Genomic DNA, 18,670 nt, shown 5'->3' with positions numbered 1-18,670 from the left:
CCGATGGAGATGCGCGACATCGAGGTGTTCCTGACCCTCGCGGAGGAACTGCACTTCGGTCGAACCGCGGAGAGGTTGCGCCTCACACCGGCGCGGGTCAGCCAGATCGTCAAACAGGCCGAACGCCGGGTCGGCGGCACACTGTTCGAGCGGACCAGTCGCCGCGTCTCCCTGACACCGCTGGGAGAACAGCTGCGGGACGAACTCTCCGAGACCTACGCCGCGATCCACGACGTTCTGGACCGCGCGAGGCTGACGGCCCGAGGGACGACGGAACCGCTCAGGATCGGCATGATCAGTTGGCGGACCGAGATGCTGGGGCCGGCCCTGGACCGGCTCTCCGAGCGGATGCCGGGGTTGGAGGCGAACCTTCGATCGATCACCTTCGCGGATCCGTTCGGCCCGTTGCGCTCCGGGGAGATCGACGTCGCCGTCCTCTGGCTGCCCGTCCGGGAGCCCGACCTCACCGTCGGGCCCGTGGTCGACGTCGAACCGGTGGTGCTCGCCATGTCCGCCTCCCACCCCCTCGCGGTGGCCCGGACGGTGTCCTTGGAGGATCTCGCCGAGGTACCGGTGATGGGAGGCGCGCGCCCGGAGTACTGGCGGGAGGGACTGGTCCCGAGCCGTACTCCGAGCGGCAGACCCGTTCCCCTCGGGCCGACGGTCACGACCTCGGAGGAGATGATCCCGATCCTGGCCACGGGCGAGGCGGTCTCGCCCATGCACGCGCACGCCGCCGAATACCTCCCGCTGCCCGCGCTGGTGTACCGACCGATCGTCGACGCGCCGCCGGCGCGATGGGCCCTGGTGTGGCGCACGGCGACCGAGAACGAGCGGATCCGCGCGTTCGCCGAGGCGGTCCGGGCCACCGCTCCCTGAGCCCCGTCCGACCGCGCGCGGGGATCAGCGCAGGGCGCGGAAGAAGGCGCGGACGTCGTCGACGAGTACCTCCGGCTCCTCCAACGACAGGAAGTGGCCGCCCCGGCCCGCCTCGGTCCAGCGCACGATGTCGTGATCGCGTTCGGCCCAGGGGCGCACCGTCACGTCGTGGGCCGAGAGCAGTACCCCGGTCGGCGCCCCGGCCGGGGTCTCCCACGAGTCGTCCGAGCCCTCGTCGGCGCTCCAGTCGTTCGCGCTCATCTCCTCGTAGTAGATCTGCGCCGACGAACCGGCGGTGGCGGTCAGCCAGTACAGGGAGACGGTGGTGAGGATCCGGTCGCGGTCGATGCTCTCCTCCGGAAGGGCCTCCTCGGGCATGGAGAGCTCCTTGAACTTCTCCACCATCCAGGCGAGCTGTCCCACGGGCGAATCGGTCAGCCCGTACGCCACCGTCCAGGGACGCAGGGAGTTGCACCTCAGGTAGGCGTCGTTGAAGTCGCGCATCGCCTCCCAACGGCGCAGGTCGGCCCCTTCCAGACCCTCGGTGTCCTCGTCCCCGTAAGGGAAGGCGAGCAGGGCGTTGAGGTGCGCCCCGATCACCCGATCGGGCGCCCGACGCCCCACCTCCGGTGCCACGAGGGAACCGGTGTCGTAGCCCTGGACCCCGTAGCGGTCGTACCCCAGCCGGTCCATCAGCTCCACGAACACCCCGGCCATGCGGGCGACGTCCATGCCGGGGCCGGCCAGGGGGACGGAGAGGCCGAACCCCGGCAGGGAGGGGATCACCAGGTGGAACGCGTCGCCGGGGTCACCACCGTGCGAGCGCGGGTCGGACAGCGGCCCGATCACGTCCAGGAAGTCGGCGAACGTCCCCGGCCAGCCGTGCAGTAGGAGCAGCGGCACGGCGTCGGGCTCGGGCGAACGGACGTGGAGGAAGTGCACGGTCTGACCGTCCACCTCGGTGACGAACTGGGGGTGGGCGTTGATCTCCGTCTCGTGGACGCGCCAGTCGTAGCCGGTGCGCCAGTGCTCGACGAGCTCCTTCAGATAGGAGACCGGCACCCCGCGCTCCCAGCCCGCCCCGGGCGCCCCGGCCGGCCAACGGGTGGCGGCCAGACGTGCGTTCAGATCGGTCAGTTCCCCCTGGGGGATGTCGATGCGGAAAGGGTGGATTCCACGCGGATCCCACTGTGCGTCGTTCATGGGAGCACGCTAGGAGGCGTGGAGGTCGGGGACGGTCCTCCACTCGCCCGCGGTCTGGAACAGGTGGGTCCTCCCCGGACGGGGCCGTGTCATGAGAGACCTCGCCCATGGCAGGGAGGTAGTTTCCGGTGAAGGAGGCCGACATGGACGAGATCCGGGTGGAGAACGAGTTCGCCCCACTGAGAACCGTGGTCCTCGCCCGGAGCGAGGTGATGATCCCCGAGGCCGCGGCCGACTCGCCCGACGCCCGTTTCCTCGCCGACGACTGGGCGGACAACCCGGTCGGCCGGGACATGCGGGACGGGGCACCGGAACGCCAGGCCGCCTGGGAACGGGAGCGGGAACGGTTCCGCGAGGTTCTGGAGCGTTATGGCGTCCGGGTGCTGAGACCGCGGGCGCTCACCCGCCCGGAGAAGACGGCGGCGGGTTCCGACGGCTACGCGAACTTCTTCGCCCGTGATCCGTTCTTCGTCGTGGGCGACCGGGTGATCGAGGCCTCGATGCGGTTCCGGCACCGTCGGACGGAGGTGCTCCCCATGCGCGATCTCCTCATGGAGCACGTCTATCCGGCGGACTGCGGATACGTCGCCGTGCCCGCGCCGGAGATTCCGGAGCCCGACGATCCCTCCCTCGGGCGTGGGCCCTTCCTCGAAGGAGGGGACGTGCTCGTGCTCGGCGACCACGTCTTCGTGGGGTACTCCGGGCTCGCCTCGAACCTCCTGGGAGCGCGGTGGCTCGCCAAGTACCTCGAACCACTGGGGTACACGGTGGAGCCGGTCCGTCTGCACGAACGGATCCTCCACCTGGACTGCGCCCTCGGCCTGGTCCGCGACGGCCTGATGGTGGTGTGCGAGGAGGCCCTGCTCGACGGGGTGCCGCGGGTCCTGCGGGAATGGGAGCGGATCCCGGTCGACCTGGACCGCGCCACAGCCCTGGCGGTCAACGGTCTGCCGATCGACCCGCGGACCTACGTCACCGACCCCCGGTTCGAGGACGTCGGGGAGCGGATCCGGGCCCGCGGGGTCGAGGTCGAGTACGTGGACTTCTCCATCACCCGGTCGTTGGGCGGGTCCTTCCGGTGCAGTACCCAGCCGCTCCTACGGCGTTCCTGAACCGGAGGTCGGGCGATCGGTGGGACGCATCCACACCGTGCTGTTCCCGGGGAGCTCACCGTCCGGCTCGGCGCTGGACAGCAGCACCTCGCCCCGGGGCAGCCGTATCGGGTCGTCCCCGGTGTTCACCACGACCAGCACGTCGGAGCGGTGGAACGCCAGTACCGGGCCCCGGTTCAGTTCTTCGTCCCAGACCAGCGTCTCGTCCGAGGAGAAACCGCGACGCAGCCGCAGCGCGTTCCGGTACAGCCACAGGGTCGAACCCGGATCCTCGTCCTGGGCCAGGACCGAGTACTCGCCCCACCAGGAGGGCTGGGGCAGCCAGGAGCCGGCCGGGCCGAAACCGAAGGAGTCGCCCCCTCGCGTCCAGGGGAGGGGGACCCGGCAGCCGTCCCGCCCCTTGTCGGTGTGTCCGCCGCCCCGCCACCGGGGGTCCTCCAACGCCTCGACGGGCAGGTCGGCCACCTCCGGGAGCCCCAGCTCCTGGCCCTGGTAGACGTAGGCCGATCCGGGCAGGGCCAGGGTGAGCAGGGCCAGGGCGCGCGCCCTGGCCCGCCCCAGGTCCTGGTCGGGTTCGGGGTCGCGCCCGTCGGAGAGCAGCCACCGGCGCAGGTCGGTCCCCGAGGGCAGCCCCAGCCGGGAGGGCACGCGCACCACGTCGTGGTTCTCGGTCACCCAGGTCGGGACGGTGCCCACCCGTTCGGCGTCGGTCAGTGAGGAGGCGATGACCTCCCGGTAGGCGGAGGCGTCCCAGGGGGTCAGGAGGAACTCGAAGTTGAACGCCTGGTCGAGTTCGTCCGGGCGGGTGTAGAGCACCCGGCGCTCGCCCGGAAGCCACACCTCGGCGACGGTGGCGCGCGGCGGATCGTAGGCGGACAGCACCCGGTTCCAGTCCCGGTAGACCTCGTGCACCTCGGGGCGGTCCAGGAAGGGGTGGTCGGGGTTGGCGGCGATGTCCTCGAAACGGCCGCCCTCCACGAGCACCAGGTCGCGCAGCGGGTCGAGGTCCTTGACCAGGGCGTAGGCCACGTCGATCCGGAAACCGTCCACCCCCCGGTCGCTCCAGAAGCGCAGGATGTCGCGGAACTCCTCGCGCACCCGCTCGTGGCCCCAGTTCAGGTCGGGCTGTTCCGGGGCGAACATGTGCAGGTACCACTGCCCGTCGGGGACCCGGGTCCAGGCGGGGCCGCCGAAGGTGGAGCGCCAGTTGGTGGGCGGTTCCGATCCGTCGGGGCCCCGGCCGTCCCGGAAGACGTACAGGTCCCGCTCGGGGGCGTCGGGGGAGGCCAGGGCGGCCCGGAACCAGGCGTGCTCCTCGGAGGTGTGGTTGGGCACGATGTCGATCATCACGCGCAGGTCCCTCATGTGCGCGGAGGCGACCAGCGCGTCGAAGTCGGCGAGGGTGCCCAGGGACGGATCGACCCCGCGGAAGTCGGAGACGTCGTAGCCGCCGTCGGCCCAGGGCGAGGGGTAGAAGGGCGAGAGCCAGATCCCGTCCGCCCCCAGGGCGGCGATGTGGTCCAACCGTTCGGTGATCCCCCTCAGGTCGCCGACGCCGTCCCCGTCGGAGTCGGCGAGGCTGCGGGGGTAGACCTGGTAGAGCACGGCGTCGCGCCACCACTGTCGCATGGGGGGCTCCTCGGTTCGTCTCGTGTGTTTCTGCGTGCGGTCAGGACAGACCGCGGGTGCTCCTGGGCGCGGCGGTCGACCGACGCAGGAGTAGTTGGGTGGGCGTGCACACGTGGGTGCCGGTCGACGCGGGCTCGCGCAGCGCCTCCAGGGCCAGCCGCCCGGCCTCCGCGCCGATGCGTCGGGGTTCCTGGTCGACGGTGGTCAGGTCGAGGACGGCGGCGGCCTCGTGGTTGTCGAACCCGACGAGCGAGATCGCCTCCGGTACCGGCACCCCGGCCCGGCGCAGGGAGCGCAGTGCTCCGAGCGCGATCTCGTCGGTCTCGGCCAGGACCGCGGTGGGCGGGTCGGCCGCCGAGAGGAGTTCCCCCATCCCGTGCTCGCCTCCCCGGTGGCCGGCCGACTTGGCCACGTGCCAGGGGGTGTGTCCGGATTCGATCATCGCCTCGGTGTATCCGGACAGCCGTTCCACCACACTCTCCTTGCCCCCGTGCTCACCGTGCGTACCGATGTAGGCGATGCGGCTGTGCCCGAGGTTGAGCAGGTGGCGGGTGGCGCCCAGGGTCCCGGCGCGGTTGTCGACGTGGACGCAGGAGCGTCCGGGGACCCGTTGCCCGGTGAAGACCAAGGGGACCCCGATCCGGTCCATCCTGCGGTATTCGTCCTCGGTGAGGTCCATGGACAGGGTGATGACGGCGTCCGCGTTGCGTCGGGGAGGCAGGTCGCGCAGCCAGGTGTCGCGGGCCTCCTGGGAGCCGAGTCGGTAGACGAGCAGGTCCAGGCCGGCCTCGGAGAGGACGTCGCCCAGACCGGACAGGACCGTGCCGAAGTACCAGGGGCCCAACCGGGGCAGGACCGCGGCCACGCGTCCGGTGCGGCCGGTGACCAGCCCCGAGGCGTTGCGGGAGACCACGTAGGACAGTTCCTCGGCGGCGGCCCTGACGCGTTCGCGCACGTGAGGGGCGACCCCCGGGGCGTCACGAAGGACCCGGGAGACCGTGGACAGGGACACTCCGGTGCGCCGGGCGACGTCGCGCATGCTCGGCGGGCGCTGAGACATGGGTTCACGTTAGAAGCGAGTGCCAGAGGTTGGCAACGTTTTCGGGGTTTCGGACCGGGCCTATCACCCCCGCTCAAGTGCCCCGGTGACTGGTGATGTCCCTTTATGTTGACTACATCACAGTCATAATGGCATCGTTTTCGGTCAATTGGAGGGGATCGGGTCCCGACACCTCGAAACCTCACGCGCGCCCTCTCCCCCGTACGGGCGCGAAAGGAGAGCCATGTCAGTTTTTCCACACCGGAGGCGTCTGCTGCGCGCGAGCGGCGCGGCCCTGGCCGCCTTGGCCCTGACCCTGACCGCCGCCTGCGGTGAACCCCCGGGCCAGGAGCCCGAGGGCGAGGGCGAGAGCGCCGGACTCGCGGACGACCCCCAGTTCGTCTGGGCGGTCACCGGAGCCGACCGACAGATCCACGAGGACGTCGCCCGCCTGTGGAACGAGAACAACCCGGAGCGACAGGTCGAGGTCTTCTTCCTGGCGCCCACGGCCGACGAGCAGCGCCAGGCCATGTTCCAGGACCTCCAGAGCCAGGCCGGCGAGTTCGACGTCCTGGGCCTCGACGTCATCTGGACCGGCGAGTTCGCCGAGTTCGGCTACATCGAGAGCCTGGAGGACATGCGCGGCGAGATCGAGGGCGTCAGCCTCCCCGGCGCCATCGACAGCTCCCAGTGGCAGCAGGAGCTCTACGCCCTCCCGTACTCCTCCAACGGCGCCTTCCTCTACTACCGCACCGACCTGATCGACGAGCCCCCCACGACCTGGGAGGAGCTCTACGAGACCGGCATGGAGGCCGCCGAGGAGGAGGGCATCGCCCCCTTCGTCGGCCAGGGCGACCAGTACGAGGGCTTCGTCGTCAGCTACCTGGAGATGTTCTGGTCCGCGGGCGGCGAACTCTTCGACGAGGGCCAGGAGGCCTCCACCTTCCTGGAGGGCGACGCCGCGACCACGGCCCTGGACTTCATGATCGAGAGCCGTGAGAACGGTTTCTACGCCGAGGGCTACGACTCGATGGTCGAGGACGACGCCCGCGCCCTCTTCCAGGCGGGCGAGGCCGTCTACATGCGCAACTGGCCCTACGCCATCCCGCTCCTGGAGGGGGAGGACGGCGAGGAGAGCGCGGTCGCCGGCGAATTCGCCGTCGCCCCGCTGCCTACCTTCACCGGTGAGGGGACCACGAGCGCCCTGGGCGGTCTCAACAACGCGGTCAGCAGCCTCAGCGACAACAAGGAGCTCGCGAGCGAGTTCGTCCTGTGGGCCGCCACCGCCCCCGAGGCCCAGGCGATCCTGGCCGACCACAGTCTGCCCCCGACCATGCTCAGCACCTACGAGGACGCCGACGACCCCGACTTCGAGATGCTCGGCGACATCCTCGCCGAGGCCCAGGCCCGCCCGCCGGTGCCCGGCTACAACTCGCTGTCCCTGGCCGTCCAGGACAGCCTGCACCCGGCCTTCCTCGGACAGCAGGACGCCGCGACCGCCCTCCAGGCCGTCGACGACGCCGCGAACGACGCGCTCGCGCAGGACTAGGCCTCGATGAGCAGTAACCCCGCTCCTGCGCCCGGCGCCGTCGGGTCCGTACGCAGGCGAGCCCAGGGTCTGGGAGAACGGGCGATGGGGCGGATCTTCCTCGCCCCGTCGCTCGGCTTCATGGCCCTGCTCGCGCTCTTCCCGGTGTTCTACGCCGTCGGGTTGAGCCTCTACGACATCCGCGGCTTCAGCCGGGACCTCGTCGGCGTCGCCAACTACGTCGACGTCCTGACCGACCCCGGTTTCTGGAACGCCGCCAAGAACACGTTGATCTTCACCGTGGCGTCGGTGTCCCTGGAGTTCGTCGTCGGGATGGCGTTCGCGCTCATCATGCACCAGGCCTTCGTCGGCCGCGGGTTGACCCGGGCGGTCATCCTCGTGCCATGGGTGATCCCGACCGCCGTCGCCGCCCAGGTGTGGCGGTACATGTTCGACCACAACCCCGGGTTCGTGAACTGGGTCCTGGGCGCGGACATCAACTGGCTCCGCGACCCGGCCTGGTCCATGGTCGGCATCATCAGCGCCGACGTCTGGAAGACCGCGCCGTTCGTGGCGCTCCTGCTCCTGGCCGGACTCCAGACCATCCCCCGGGACTACTACGAGGCGGCCAAGGTGGACGGCGCCGGGGCGCTCCAGCGCTTCTGGTCGATCACCCTGCCGCTGCTGCGCCCGGCGATCGTGGTGGCGTTGTTGTTCCGCACCGTGGACGCGCTGCGGATGTTCGACTTCGCCTACGTGTTCTCCGGCTACTCGAACTCGTTGGCCACCCTGTCGGTGTACGCGCAGCGGTTCCTGGTCGCGGAACCGCGACTGGGCTACGCCAACGCGCTGTCCACGGTCACGTTCGTCATCGTCATGCTCGTCGGCCTGGCCTTCATCAGCCGGATGGGCCGGCACATGGTCGGCGACGTGGGTCGGAAGGAGAGGCGATGAGCGCCGAACAGACCCGGAAACCCGTTCGGACGGCCTCCAGGCCACGACGTGACGTGCCTCCGGCCGTGACCAACGTCCTCAAACTGCTGGGCCTGCTCGTCGTCCTGCTCTGGTGCCTCTTCCCGTTCCTGTGGATGGCGATGACCAGCCTGCGCACCGGCTCGGCGGCGCTGACGGACCCGAACATCTTCCAGGGGCCGTTCTCCTTCGGGAACTACGAGGAGGTCCTCGGGCAGGGCTTCCACTTCGCGTTGCGCAACTCGCTGATCGTGGCGGCCGCGACCACGCTGATCTGCATCCCCGTGGCCTCACTGGCCGGGTACGCGCTGGCGCGGCTCCCCCTGGCGGGCAAGTTCGCGTTGCTCGCGGCGACCCTGGTGGCGACGCTGTTCCCGCCGGTGGCCCTGGTCAACCCGCTGTACCAGATGTACATGCGGCTCAACGAGTGGACCGGGATCAACCTGCTCAACTCCTACACGGGCATGGTCGTGCCGTACGTGGCGCTGACCCTGCCGCTGTCCATCTTCATCCTCGCGACCTTCTTCGCCGGTATCCCCAAGGAGATCGAGGAATCGGCGAAGGTCGACGGTGCCACGCCCTTCCAGGCCTTCCTGAAGGTGGTGGCGCCGTTGGCGGCGCCGGGTGTGGGCGCGGCGTCGATCCTGACCTTCGTGTACGCGACCAACGAGTTCCTGCTGGCCTTCTCGTTCGCTCCGCGCGATCTGAACGTGCAGACCGTTCCGGTCTTCGTGGGCACCTTCGAACGGGTCGGCTACGAGAACCCGATCGGCCAGATCATGGCCGCCTCGGTACTGGTCTCCCTCCCGCTGATCGTCTTCGCCCTGATCCTTCAACGCAGGATCGTGGCGGGGCTGACCTCGGGAGCGGTCAAGGGCTGACCCGACGACCGGTGTCCCGGGCCCCGCACGAGGCCCGGGACACCGACGTCCTCAGGGGCGCCGACGGACGTCGTCGGCGCTCAGGTCGGCGACGTCACGCCCCATCAACTCGGCGGTGATCTGTACCTCGGCCAGGATCGACCGCAGTACGTGCTCGACCCCGGCCGCGCCGTCCACGGCCAGCCCGTACACCCAGGGGCGGCCCACCAGGACGGCCTTGGCGCCCAGGGCCATCGCCACCACCACGTCCGCACCCGACCGGACACCGGAGTCGAACAGGACCTCGGCCCGGTCGCCCACGGCCTCGACGACCTCGGGCAGCGCGTCCAGCGCGGCCACCGCCGCGTCCACCTGCCGACCGCCGTGGTTGCTCACCACGATCCCGTCGATCCCCGCGTCGACCAGCTCCTCGGCCTCGTCCGCGCGTACGACCCCCTTGACCAGGACGGGCAGATCCGTCCACTCGCGGATCCGGGCGATGTTGTCGGTGCTCAACGCCCGGTTGGAGAAGGACCCGAGGAAGTGCAGGACCGCCTCGGTCAACACCCCTCCCGGTTCCGGCTCCTCCTTCAGACGGGACCTGAAGACCGGATCGCCGTAGTAGTTCGCCGTGCCCTGACCGCGCAGGAACGGCAGATGCCCCTGGGAGAGGTCGCGGGGACGCCAACCCAGCCGCGAGGTGTCGGTGGTGACCACGATCGCCCGCGCACCCGCGGCGGTGGCCCGACGCACGAACGACTCGGCCAGCTCGTCGTCCCCCGGCCAATAGAGCTGGTACCACCAGGAGTCGGCGACCTCGGCGACCTCCTCCATCGAGGTGGAGGCGGCCGTGGACAGCACCACCGGGACACCCAGGGCGTTCGCGCCCCGGGCCAGGGCCCGTTCGCTTTCGGGGTGCACCTGCTCCAGCACCCCGACCGGGGCGGTCAGCAGGGGAGAGGGGTACCGTTCGCCGAACAGGGTGACGCCCGTGTCCCCGGCGTTCTCGGCGCCGGGCCGCAGCCCTCGGGGCCTCAACGCGTAACGGGAGAAGGCCTCGACGTTGGCGTCCGCCGTACGTTCGCGCCCGGCGCTCCCCTCCACGTAGCCGAACGGTCCGGGGTCCAGGATCTCGCGGGCCCGGTCCCGCAGCTCGTCGTGATCGTAGGGCAGGTGCGGCAGCACACCGTTGGTCGCGTCGGCGTAGACACCGTCCTGGTATCGGGCGTAGTCGCTCATGAATCCCTTCCGTGCGCCGAGGCGCCGGGGTCCCGTGCGCCGGGGGAACGCACGGTCGGACAGGTCGCCGCAGGGCCGGGGCGAGCGCCCCGGCGGCCGCGGCGAGCGGGCCGTTCGCGCCCTACGACCCGCTCTGCGGTGGATGGTACTGCCGGGAGCTCAGAGGGGGGAGACCCCCGTGACGACCTCTTCCCGTCCCCGCTCGTCGTTCCCTCCGATGTGCAGGGCCGCGACGAGCTCCCGGTACAGGGAGTCCCGTTCCAGGAGTTCCTCGTGCGTGCCCTGGGCACGGATCCGGCCCTCCTCCATCAGCAGGATGCGGTCGGCGTGGATGACCGTCGACAGGCGGTGCGCGATGGTGATCACCGATCCGCGGTCGGCCTGACGGCGCACGCTCTCGGTGATGGCGGCCTCGGTGATCGCGTCCACCTGGGAGGTGGCCTCGTCCAACAGCAGCACGTCCGGGGAACCGAGCAGGGCGCGGGCCAGGGCGATGCGCTGACGCTGCCCGCCGGAGAGCGAGGTGGAGTCCAAGGGCGAGTCCAGCCCCTCGTCCAAGGCCTCGATCTTCTCGGTCAGCCGGACCTCGTCGAGGACGCGGCGCACCTCGTCCTCGCCCGCCTCGGGACGGGTGAACAGCAGGTTGTCGCGGATGGTGCCGGGCACCACCGGTGTGTCCTGCTCGACGTAGGAGAAACGTCCCCGGACCCGACCGGGGGGCAGCTCCCGGTAGGGGGTGCCGTCCAGCAGCAGCTCGCCGTGTTCGGGCTCCAGGAAACGCAGGAGAAGGGAGAGCACCGTGGTCTTTCCGGCTCCGGAGGGGCCCACGATGGCGGTGTGCCCTCGTCTGGGGACGGTCAGGTCGACCCGGTCCAGCGCGGCGGCGGCCCCGGGGGCGTAGCGGGCGGTGACCCCGCGCAGCTCCAACAGCGGGCCGGTGCGATCGCCGGTGGGGCGAGGGTCCGGCCCGGTGGTGGACCCGTCGAGGGGCTCCGCGTCCGGTTCGAGCGGGATGGCCTCCACCTCGCGGATGCGCTTGGCGGCGGCGATGCCGGACTGGAGCGTGGTCACGCTCTGGGAGAGCTCCATGACCGGGTTCATCAGGGAGAACGCGTACAGCAGGAAGGCCACCAGGGTGGAGACACCGATCTCGCCCGAGGAGACGCGCAGGGCGCCGACGGCGAGGATGGCGATGATGGAGAGCTGGACACCGCCGAAGGCGAGCGTCCAGGCCACGGCCTGCCGGCGCACCGCGCGGACGCCGTGCTCGGCGGCCTCCTCGGCGTGTTCGAGGATGTGGGAGCCCAGACGTTCCTCGGCGCGGCTCACCTTGACGGTGCGGATCGCCCGCAGAGAGCCTTCGAGGATTCCGCCCATCAGACCGAGGGAGGCCTGGGCCTTCTCCTGACTCTTGGCGATGGCCGGCATCAGGGTGAGGAACAGGATCGTCACGATGACCACGGCGGTCACGGTGACCCCGAGCAGGACCAGGTCCAGCACGCCCATCATGATCAGGGTCCCGATGAGCAGGACCCCGCCGTTGATCAGGCTGATGACGCTGCTGGAGGCGGCCTCGCGCAGCAGGACGGTGTCGGAGGTGGCCCGGGTGACGAGCTCCCCGGAGGAACGGCGGCTCAGGGGGAGGAGCGCGGCCCGGAAGTAGCGGCGCACGAGGGAGGCGCGCGCGTCCAGGACGACCTTCTCCGCGACGGTGCCCAGCACGATCCAGTGCCACATGCCGAAGACGAGGCCGCTGACGAACAGGCAGAGCAGGATCGCGATCGGCATGGCCAGGGAGCCCGCGTCGGACACGGTGTCCAGGACCAGCTTGATCACCATCGGGTTGGCCAGTTCCAAGGCCGACCCGAGCAGGGCCAGGACCAGTCCGAGCAGGAGCTTGGAGCGGTGCGGGCGCACGAAGGACCAGAGCACGCGCAGTTGCGCGAATCGGGGCTCGGGGGACGCGGGCGCGATGGGAGGTCTTTCGTCGGTCGGGGAATGATCAGTCATGATCTGAATTAGGTCATGCGTGACCCATTATTGTCAAGAAGATACCCATCACTCTAGGATGAGGGCATGGTGAAGAGCTCTCCCTCAGAAGACGAGACGAGGACCCGAGCACGCACCCGACGCGCGATCCTGGACGCGGCGGTCGAGGTGCTGGCGAAGAATCGGTCGGCGCCCCTCTCCCAGGTGGCGGCCGAGGCGGGGGTGGCGCGCAGTACCCTCCAGCGCTACTTCGCCGAACGCGCCGATCTCGTCGCCGCGCTGGGCGACTACGCCGAGGAGCTCATCAACGAGGCCACCGAACGCGCCCGGGTCGACGAGGGCACCGCCCTGGAGGCCTTCTCCCGCTTGGCCTCCGAGTACTTCGCCCTGCGCAAGGTCGCCCTGCTCGCCTTCGAGGGGGAGAGCGAGAACAGCGCTCAGGAGGAACAGGACTGCGGTCCAGGCGACCTCGCCCTCTACGAACTCGTCGAACGCGGCCACGAGGACGGCAGCATCGATCCCCGGATCACCCCGCTGTGGGCCCAGCAGCTCCTGTGGTCCATGCTCTACTCGGGCTGGACGTACTCGTCCATCGCCAGGGTGCCGGTCTTCGAGTCGCACAACATGTGCGTGATGTCGCTGGTCAAGGCGCTCGCCAGGGAACGGCGCGACTGACCGCGGACACGACGGAGCCGGAGGTCGCCATCGCGGCCCCCGGCTCTCGAACGTCGACGCCCGGCCCTACAGGTACAGGCCGGTGCCCCGCTCCGGGGCCTCGTTCGCGATCGCGTGCACGTCCCGCTCCCGCAGGATGACGTACCGTTCGCCGTTCAACTCGACCTCACCCTGCTCCTCGGGGTCGAAGAGCACACGGTCTCCGGTCTTCACGTGCCGGGCGCCGGTCCCCGCGCCGCGGACCTCGCCCCACGCGAGCCGGGTCGCCAACTTCACCGTGTCCGGGATGACCAGACCGGCGCTGCTGCGCCGCTCACTCTTGTCCGGGACCGCCTTCACCAACAGGCGATCGTGGAGCATCTGGATTTCAAGCTTGGATTCGGGCACACCCCCAGGATATTCACCTTCGCGCCGGGTCGCCTCCGCTCCCGGGAGCCCTCGCGCAACCCCCGGGACCCCCGGCGTTCGACTCTGGTTCGACCGGCTCTTGAAATCCGGTAGAGTACTGCCATGCCGAACGGGGAAACCGTCCGGCAGACCAGGGGCTATGGCGCAGTTGGTAGCGCGCCTCCATGGCATGGAGGAGGTCTGGGGTTCGAATCCCCATAGCTCCACTGGATCGACGATCTTCGGACCCCGTCCCGCGAAATCGCGGGACGGGGTCCTTTCGTCGTGCCGTCCACTCGTGCGAACGGGTCCTCGGTGATGTTCCCCGTCAGGAGGGCGGGTCACGTCGCGGCGCGCTCGGCGGGGAAGACCCGTGCCCGGGTGAGGACGACGAGGAGCGCCGTGAGGGTCAGGCCGAGAGCGGTCCAGGCCAGGACGGGGACGCTCGCGTGGGCGGCGAGGATCGCGCCGCCCACGATGCCTCCACCGGCCACCGCCAGGTTGAACACGGTCACGAACACGGACTGGGCGGCGTCGGTGTGCTCACCGGCCCGGTCGGCGAGCGCGGTCTGCAACAGCGTGGGCGCACCGCCGAAACCGAACCCCCAGACCGCGATGGCGAGAGCGATGGGGACGGCGCCGAGCATCGGGTTCGCCAGGGTGAGGCCGGCCACCGCCATGAGGGTGAGCGCGCCGAGCAGCGTCGCCCGTAGCGCCCGGTCGATGGCCATGCCTGTCACGGTGATCCCGACGAACGAGGCGACGCCGAAGATCGCGAGCCCGATATCGAGGCGCGGCCCGGACGGGGCGATCAGGGGCGCGATGTAGGTGTAGAGGATGTTGTGCGCGAGCACCCACGTCAGCGCGACGACCAGCACCGCGCGGATACCGGGCAGCAGGACCACGCGTCGCAGCGGCAGGCGTGCCGACGGGGGTCGGCCGGGCACGTCGGGTACGGCGGCGCCGATCCACACGATGAGGCCCGCCGCGGCCAACGAGATCGCGGCGAACACCCACCGCCAATCCACGAGTGAGCCGGCGAGCGCCCCCAGCGGTACCCCGGCGGCCAGTGCGATGGGTTGGCCGACCCCGGTGACCGCGAGCGCGCGTCCCCGTTGGGAGTCGGGGACGAGACGGCGGGCGTATCCGGCCAGCACGCCCCACACGAGCGCGGCGGCCGCGCCGGCGATGAACCGGGCCGCGAGGATCAGTGGGTACCAGGGCGCGAGCACGGTCACGGTGTTGAAGATCAGCAGTGTGAGTACCGCGGCCGACAGCACCTTCTTCCGGCTCAGTCCGCGGGTGGCGGCCACGAGCGGGATCGCGGCGAGCACCGATCCGATCGCGTAGAGGGTGACGAGCTGTCCGGCGGCGGACTCCGAGATCCCCAGCCCGGCCGAGAGCTGCGGGAGGAGCCCCGCGGGGATGGTCTCGGTGAAGATCGCGAGGAACCCCGCCGTGGCCAGTGCCGCCAGCGCCGTCCAGGGGAACCTCGTGCCCGCTTCGTGTTCGGGCGTGGTGCCCGTGTGCGTTCCCGAGGTCATCGTGCGGCCTCGCCCAGGTCGCGGTGGCGCTGCGTGTCGGCCAGCGAGGCCCAGTCGTCCTGTTCGTGGCCCGCGTCGATCGCCTCGGTGAGCAGTGCGGAGAGCAGGTCGGCCACCGGCAGCCCGAGCCCGGTCGAGGCGGCCTGGGCGCGGGCCAGCTCGATGTCCTTGCGTCCCAGGACCGGGGTGAAGCCGACCGGGGTGTAGGCCCCGCGGGCGATGCGCCCGCCGTAGTTCGTGTACACCGGGCCCGGGGTGATCGTCGAGGTGAACAGCTCCACCAGCGTCTTCGCGTCGACGCCGCCGCGCTCGCCGATGGAGACGGCCTCCGACAGCGACTGGATCGCCGAGGCGATGAGCACCTGGCCTGCGACCTTGACCACGTTCGCCTGTCGGGGGGAGTCGCCCACCGGCCATACGCGGGAGCTGATCGCCTCCAACGCCGGGCGCACCCGCTCGACCTGCTCGGGCGCCCCGGCGGTGACGATGTCGAGCTTGCCGGCCTCGGCGACCGGCACTCCGCCGAACATCGGCGCGGCCACGTACCCGACCCCCTTGTCGGCGTGGACCGTCGCGGCCTCCTCCGCCAGTGCGGGGCCGACCGTCGCGAGGTTCGCGTGGACCGCCCCCGCCGGTGCGGCGTCGAGCACGTGGCCGTCGAAGAACACCTCCCGTACCGCGGCGTCGTCGGCGAGCACCGAGAACACGACCGGTGAGGAGAACATCTCGTCGGGATGGTCCAGCGCCACCGCCCCGGCGGTCTCCAGCGGCGCGAGTCGGGCGCGGTCCCGGTTCCACACCGCCACCCGGTAGTCGGCCCGCAACAGATTCCGGGCGATCGCCGCCCCCATGCCTCCGGTGCCGATCACGGTCACATCGGTCATCACATCCGCCTTCCACAGTGGAACCATCTGAAGCGGTTCCACCATACACGCGATTTCCCGATGGAACCGTCTAAAGTGGTTCCATGACCGATTCCGCGGCCCAGAGCGCCACCGCCACGAGCCCCCCGCCGTTCCGGCTCGACAACGAGCGGCTCGCGTTCCGTTTCACCGCCACCCTCAGCGACCGGCACGGCACCCCGGTCGAGCGACTGCCCGACCCCGGGCGGCTGGACGACTGGCTCGCGGCGAACGACATCGTCGTCGGCAGCGAACACGCCACCGCCGCGGATCTGGACCTGGCCCACCGGCTCCGGGGGGCGATCCACCGCATCGGCACCGCGACCGCTCACGGTGAGGCGGCGTCGGAGGCGGATCGGGAACTGCTCAACCGGCTCCTGCGCGAGGAGCGGCTCCTGCCGGAACTCACCGAGACCGGACTGCGCTGGCGTCCCACCGCCGGACACCATGTGCGCGGCGCGCTCGGCCGCGTCGCCCACGACGCCGTCACCCTCCTCGGCGGCCCACAACGCGACCGGGTGAAGGCCTGCGAGAACCCCGACTGTCGGGGCCTGTACCTGGACACGAGCCAGGGCCGGAACCGTCGCTGGTGCTCGATGAACATCTGCGGCAACCGCGCGAAGAAGGCACGCTTTCGCGGCCCGCGCACCACCACCGGAAACGGCTGAACCCCCGCACGCGGGGCGCGTCCGTCCCGGCGGGGCCACGGCCCTCTGGGGAGCGGAGAGGGCGTGAGTAGAATCCGCTCATGGTCGACGCCCACGACGTACCCGATCCCGAACCCGGCCGGACCACCGAACGCGTTCCCGCGGCCGGCACCGTCGTCACCGACGGCCTGGGACGGCTGCTGCTCGTCCTGCGGGGGACGGAACCGGAGAAGGGCCGCTGGTCCGTGCCCGGGGGCTCGGTCGAGCCGGGGGAGACCTTCGCGAGGGCGGCCGCCCGGGAGACGCTGGAGGAGACCGGGCTCGTCGTCGAGATCGGGCGTGAACTGTGGACCGTGGAGATCCCGGCCGGTGACGGCCGGGTGTACGAGGTGCGCGACTTCGCGGCCACCGTCATCGCCGGCGTTCCGCGGGCCGGGGACGACGCGGAGGACGTGCGCTGGTTCGCCCCGGACGAACTCGACGAGGTGCCGTTGGCCCGCGGTCTGCGCGACCACTTGGCGCGCGCCGGGGTCATCCCCGCCTGACGGGGCGCCCGGGCCCTCCGGCCCACGCGGCGCACACGTTCAGGCCCCGTTCTCCTCCTTCGCCCGCGAGAGACGGGCGACCAAGGCCAGGAATTCGGGATCGGACGAGGTGAGACGGTCCACCTCGGTGCCGTCGTCGCAGGTCTCCAGGGAGACGGTCACCCGGGTCGCGGTCCGTTCCAGGACCCGCCACGGCGCTCCGTGCTCGTCCCAACGTCGTAGTGCTCGTATCTGAGGGTTCTCGGACGTCGTCACACCGACCTCCTCGTGTCGGACCTTCAGAATACGTTCCGTTCCGGCCGGGCCTCCAGCCCCGTCGTTCCACCGAGGAGCGGGGGAACGGCGGCCGGGGCGGGAGGGGCGTGGGCGGGAACACGTCGAACCCACCCCGCGATATCCGCTAGAATCATGATCACGGCTTCAAGGGGCTATGGCGCAGTTGGTAGCGCGCCTCCATGGCATGGAGGAGGTCTGGGGTTCGAATCCCCATAGCTCCACGTAACAGACGGTACGAGAACCCCGCTCCCGGGTAACGGGAGCGGGGTTCTCGCGTTTCCGGGTCCGGGCGAGGGAACGCCAGGGCGGAGGGGCGCCCCCGGTTCGCCCGATCGGAGAACGCGGGTTCGTCCCTTGACCGGGGAGGCTTCGAAGCGCATAATCAACTTAGTGGTTGATCAACTGAAAGGTTGAATAGTGGCGGACGACCCGCTCAGTCTCACCTTCGCCGCGCTGGCGGACCCGACCCGTCGGGAGATCCTCGCCCGGTTGGCCCGAGGCGAGGCGACCGTCAACGAACTGGCGGAACCGTTCCCCATGAGCCTCCAGGCGATCTCCAAACACCTGAAGGTCCTCGAAAGGGCGGGACTCATCGTGCGCGGCAGGAACGCCCAATGGCGCCCCTGCCGCCTGGAACCGGCCCCCCTGGAGGAGGTCGATCGTTGGATCGACCGCTACCGGGAACGATGGGAGGACAGGTTCGCCCGCCTGGACGAGGAACTGAACAGGATCCAGAGCAGCGACAAGGGAGAGAAGAGCCATGAGTGACCTCGAGGTCATCGCGGAACCGGGACGCCAGGACATCGTCATGACCCGCACCTTCGACGCCCCGCGCGACGTCGTCTACCGGGCCATGAGCGACCCCGAACTGCTGACCCGTTGGTGGGGGCTGGACTCCACCACCACGGTCATCGACCGGCTGGACCTTCGGCCCGGCGGCTCCTGGAGGTTCGTGGAGAAGGACCGCGACGGACAGGAGTACGCCTTCCACGGCGTCGTCCACGACGCGCGGGAACCGGAGGGCTTCACCCAGACCTTCGAGTTCGAGGGGATGCCCGGCCACGTGCTCCTGGAACGGCACACCCTGGAGGAGGCGGAGGGCCGCACCCTCTACACCTCGCTCGCGGTGTTCCAGAGCGTGGAGGACCGGGACGGGATGGTCGCCTCCGGCATGGAGGACGGGGCGCGACAGTCCATGGACCGTCTGGAGGAGCTCCTGCGCACCCTGCGCACCCAGGGCTGAA

The 18,670-nt window shown here is 70.4% G+C and carries 19 protein-coding genes and 2 tRNA genes; 12 read left to right on the top strand and 9 right to left on the bottom strand.

The genetic code is table 11. From position 1 onward, the window contains the following. Positions 1-3 precede the first annotated feature (3 nt). Positions 4-879 (top strand): LysR family transcriptional regulator, encoded by an 876-nt coding sequence (locus U9J66_RS15720; protein WP_161110343.1) that lies wholly within the window; start codon positions 4-6, stop codon positions 877-879. 24 nt (positions 880-903) lie between these two features. Here the strand turns inward: U9J66_RS15720 and U9J66_RS15715 are convergent, their stop codons facing one another. After that, positions 904-2,082: an epoxide hydrolase family protein gene (locus tag U9J66_RS15715; RefSeq protein WP_326338034.1), complete on the bottom strand. Its 1,179-nt coding sequence runs from the start codon at positions 2,080-2,082 to the stop codon at positions 904-906. Between the two features lie 143 nt (positions 2,083-2,225). Here U9J66_RS15715 and U9J66_RS15710 point away from each other — a divergent pair, with 143 nt between their 5' ends. Next, complete coding sequence (locus tag U9J66_RS15710) at positions 2,226-3,194, top strand: dimethylarginine dimethylaminohydrolase family protein (protein WP_326338033.1); 969 nt, start codon at positions 2,226-2,228, stop codon at positions 3,192-3,194. Here the strand turns inward: U9J66_RS15710 and U9J66_RS15705 are convergent. After that, positions 3,180-4,823 (bottom strand): glycoside hydrolase family 13 protein, encoded by a 1,644-nt coding sequence (locus tag U9J66_RS15705; RefSeq protein ID WP_161110340.1) that lies wholly within the window; start codon positions 4,821-4,823, stop codon positions 3,180-3,182. The two genes, U9J66_RS15710 and U9J66_RS15705, sit on opposite strands and share 15 nt — an antisense overlap. A 40-nt stretch (positions 4,824-4,863) precedes the next feature. Continuing rightward, positions 4,864-5,883, bottom strand: a complete 1,020-nt coding sequence (locus U9J66_RS15700) for a LacI family DNA-binding transcriptional regulator (RefSeq protein WP_026124862.1) — start codon at positions 5,881-5,883, stop codon at positions 4,864-4,866. A 223-nt stretch (positions 5,884-6,106) separates the two neighbouring features. On the opposite strand from U9J66_RS15700, the gene U9J66_RS15695 reads away from it, so the two are divergent. The 3 genes from U9J66_RS15695 (at position 6,107) to U9J66_RS15685 (ending at position 9,243) form a co-directional block, all read left to right on the top strand. Further along, on the top strand, positions 6,107-7,411 hold the full coding sequence (locus tag U9J66_RS15695; RefSeq protein ID WP_326338031.1) for an ABC transporter substrate-binding protein: 1,305 nt from the start codon (positions 6,107-6,109) through the stop codon (positions 7,409-7,411). A gap of 84 nt (positions 7,412-7,495) precedes the next feature. Then, positions 7,496-8,344, top strand: coding sequence for a carbohydrate ABC transporter permease (locus tag U9J66_RS15690; protein WP_161112320.1), 849 nt, complete (start codon positions 7,496-7,498; stop codon positions 8,342-8,344). After that, positions 8,341-9,243 (top strand): carbohydrate ABC transporter permease, encoded by a 903-nt coding sequence (locus U9J66_RS15685; RefSeq protein WP_326338029.1) that lies wholly within the window; start codon positions 8,341-8,343, stop codon positions 9,241-9,243. The genes U9J66_RS15690 and U9J66_RS15685 overlap by 4 nt, the downstream gene beginning before the upstream one ends. A gap of 51 nt (positions 9,244-9,294) precedes the next feature. On the opposite strand, the gene U9J66_RS15680 is transcribed toward U9J66_RS15685, so the two are convergent. Both U9J66_RS15680 and U9J66_RS15675 read right to left on the bottom strand, forming a co-directional pair. Further along, positions 9,295-10,461, bottom strand: coding sequence for an alpha-hydroxy-acid oxidizing protein (locus tag U9J66_RS15680; protein WP_042284825.1), 1,167 nt, complete (start codon positions 10,459-10,461; stop codon positions 9,295-9,297). 159 nt (positions 10,462-10,620) lie between these two features. Further along, positions 10,621-12,393: an ABC transporter ATP-binding protein gene (locus U9J66_RS15675; protein ID WP_326338134.1), complete on the bottom strand. Its 1,773-nt coding sequence runs from the start codon at positions 12,391-12,393 to the stop codon at positions 10,621-10,623. Between the two features lie 144 nt (positions 12,394-12,537). On the opposite strand from U9J66_RS15675, the gene U9J66_RS15670 reads away from it, so the two are divergent. Further along, a complete protein-coding gene (locus U9J66_RS15670; protein ID WP_041561655.1) occupies positions 12,538-13,125 on the top strand; it encodes a TetR/AcrR family transcriptional regulator in 588 nt (195 codons plus the stop codon). A 66-nt stretch (positions 13,126-13,191) separates the two neighbouring features. On the opposite strand, the gene U9J66_RS15665 is transcribed toward U9J66_RS15670, so the two are convergent. Further along, entirely contained in the window at positions 13,192-13,485 is a 294-nt protein-coding gene (locus U9J66_RS15665) for a GroES family chaperonin (RefSeq protein WP_017583449.1), read from the bottom strand. Between the two features lie 181 nt (positions 13,486-13,666). Here U9J66_RS15665 and U9J66_RS15660 point away from each other — a divergent pair. Then, positions 13,667-13,739: transfer RNA gene (locus tag U9J66_RS15660), tRNA-Ala, on the top strand. Positions 13,740-13,853: 114 nt separating this feature from the next. Here U9J66_RS15660 and U9J66_RS15655 read toward each other — a convergent pair. Both U9J66_RS15655 and U9J66_RS15650 read right to left on the bottom strand, forming a co-directional pair. Next, positions 13,854-15,056, bottom strand: a complete 1,203-nt coding sequence (locus U9J66_RS15655; protein ID WP_326338028.1) for an MFS transporter — start codon at positions 15,054-15,056, stop codon at positions 13,854-13,856. Next, on the bottom strand, positions 15,053-15,940 hold the full coding sequence (locus U9J66_RS15650; RefSeq protein WP_326338027.1) for an NAD(P)-dependent oxidoreductase: 888 nt from the start codon (positions 15,938-15,940) through the stop codon (positions 15,053-15,055). The genes U9J66_RS15655 and U9J66_RS15650 overlap by 4 nt, the downstream gene beginning before the upstream one ends. Before the next feature lie 83 nt (positions 15,941-16,023). Here U9J66_RS15650 and U9J66_RS15645 point away from each other — a divergent pair, with 83 nt between their 5' ends. Together U9J66_RS15645 and U9J66_RS15640 are read left to right on the top strand one after the other, a co-directional pair. Continuing rightward, positions 16,024-16,626 (top strand): CGNR zinc finger domain-containing protein, encoded by a 603-nt coding sequence (locus tag U9J66_RS15645; protein WP_326338026.1) that lies wholly within the window; start codon positions 16,024-16,026, stop codon positions 16,624-16,626. Between the two features lie 80 nt (positions 16,627-16,706). Then, the gene (locus tag U9J66_RS15640) at positions 16,707-17,150 is read left to right on the top strand and encodes an NUDIX domain-containing protein (protein WP_042284829.1); all 444 of its coding nucleotides are present in this window, start codon (positions 16,707-16,709) and stop codon (positions 17,148-17,150) included. Between the two features lie 39 nt (positions 17,151-17,189). Here U9J66_RS15640 and U9J66_RS15635 read toward each other — a convergent pair whose 3' ends face one another. Continuing rightward, positions 17,190-17,405 (bottom strand): hypothetical protein, encoded by a 216-nt coding sequence (locus U9J66_RS15635; RefSeq protein WP_161110337.1) that lies wholly within the window; start codon positions 17,403-17,405, stop codon positions 17,190-17,192. A gap of 169 nt (positions 17,406-17,574) precedes the next feature. On the opposite strand from U9J66_RS15635, the gene U9J66_RS15630 reads away from it, so the two are divergent. The 3 genes from U9J66_RS15630 to U9J66_RS15620 all read left to right on the top strand — a co-directional run bounded on the left by U9J66_RS15630 (position 17,575) and on the right by U9J66_RS15620 (position 18,669). Next, a tRNA-Ala gene (locus tag U9J66_RS15630) sits at positions 17,575-17,647 on the top strand. 196 nt (positions 17,648-17,843) lie between these two features. Continuing rightward, positions 17,844-18,194 carry an ArsR/SmtB family transcription factor gene (locus U9J66_RS15625; RefSeq protein ID WP_017533808.1) on the top strand — a complete coding sequence of 117 codons (351 nt, stop codon included), beginning with the start codon at positions 17,844-17,846 and terminating at the stop codon, positions 18,192-18,194. Then, positions 18,187-18,669: an SRPBCC family protein gene (locus U9J66_RS15620; RefSeq protein ID WP_017533809.1), complete on the top strand. Its 483-nt coding sequence runs from the start codon at positions 18,187-18,189 to the stop codon at positions 18,667-18,669. The genes U9J66_RS15625 and U9J66_RS15620 overlap by 8 nt, the downstream gene beginning before the upstream one ends. Position 18,670 lies beyond the last annotated feature (1 nt).

The sequence above is a fragment of the Nocardiopsis sp. LDBS1602 genome (genome assembly GCF_035818715.1).
Classification (GTDB): Bacteria; Actinomycetota; Actinomycetes; order Streptosporangiales; family Streptosporangiaceae; genus Nocardiopsis; species Nocardiopsis alba.
The sequence above is the reverse complement of the archived record's forward strand: the minus strand, read 5'-3'. Positions and strand labels throughout refer to the sequence as shown.

Bases quoted from the DNA above. Each gene is read 5' to 3' on its own strand.
- U9J66_RS15720 (WP_161110343.1), top strand. From the start codon at position 4: ATGGAGATGCGCGACATCGAGGTGTTCCTGACCCTCGCGGAGGAACTG.
- U9J66_RS15715 (WP_326338034.1), bottom strand. From the start codon at position 2,082: ATGAACGACGCACAGTGGGATCCGCGTGGAATCCACCCTTTCCGCATC.
- U9J66_RS15710 (WP_326338033.1), top strand. From the start codon at position 2,226: ATGGACGAGATCCGGGTGGAGAACGAGTTCGCCCCACTGAGAACCGTG.
- U9J66_RS15705 (WP_161110340.1), bottom strand. From the start codon at position 4,823: ATGCGACAGTGGTGGCGCGACGCCGTGCTCTACCAGGTCTACCCCCGC.
- U9J66_RS15700 (WP_026124862.1), bottom strand. From the start codon at position 5,883: ATGTCTCAGCGCCCGCCGAGCATGCGCGACGTCGCCCGGCGCACCGGA.
- U9J66_RS15695 (WP_326338031.1), top strand. From the start codon at position 6,107: ATGTCAGTTTTTCCACACCGGAGGCGTCTGCTGCGCGCGAGCGGCGCG.
- U9J66_RS15690 (WP_161112320.1), top strand. From the start codon at position 7,496: ATGGGGCGGATCTTCCTCGCCCCGTCGCTCGGCTTCATGGCCCTGCTC.
- U9J66_RS15685 (WP_326338029.1), top strand. From the start codon at position 8,341: ATGAGCGCCGAACAGACCCGGAAACCCGTTCGGACGGCCTCCAGGCCA.
- U9J66_RS15680 (WP_042284825.1), bottom strand. From the start codon at position 10,461: ATGAGCGACTACGCCCGATACCAGGACGGTGTCTACGCCGACGCGACC.
- U9J66_RS15670 (WP_041561655.1), top strand. From the start codon at position 12,538: ATGGTGAAGAGCTCTCCCTCAGAAGACGAGACGAGGACCCGAGCACGC.
- U9J66_RS15665 (WP_017583449.1), bottom strand. From the start codon at position 13,485: ATGCTCCACGATCGCCTGTTGGTGAAGGCGGTCCCGGACAAGAGTGAG.
- U9J66_RS15655 (WP_326338028.1), bottom strand. From the start codon at position 15,056: ATGACCTCGGGAACGCACACGGGCACCACGCCCGAACACGAAGCGGGC.
- U9J66_RS15650 (WP_326338027.1), bottom strand. From the start codon at position 15,940: ATGACCGATGTGACCGTGATCGGCACCGGAGGCATGGGGGCGGCGATC.
- U9J66_RS15645 (WP_326338026.1), top strand. From the start codon at position 16,024: ATGACCGATTCCGCGGCCCAGAGCGCCACCGCCACGAGCCCCCCGCCG.
- U9J66_RS15640 (WP_042284829.1), top strand. From the start codon at position 16,707: ATGGTCGACGCCCACGACGTACCCGATCCCGAACCCGGCCGGACCACC.
- U9J66_RS15620 (WP_017533809.1), top strand. From the start codon at position 18,187: ATGAGTGACCTCGAGGTCATCGCGGAACCGGGACGCCAGGACATCGTC.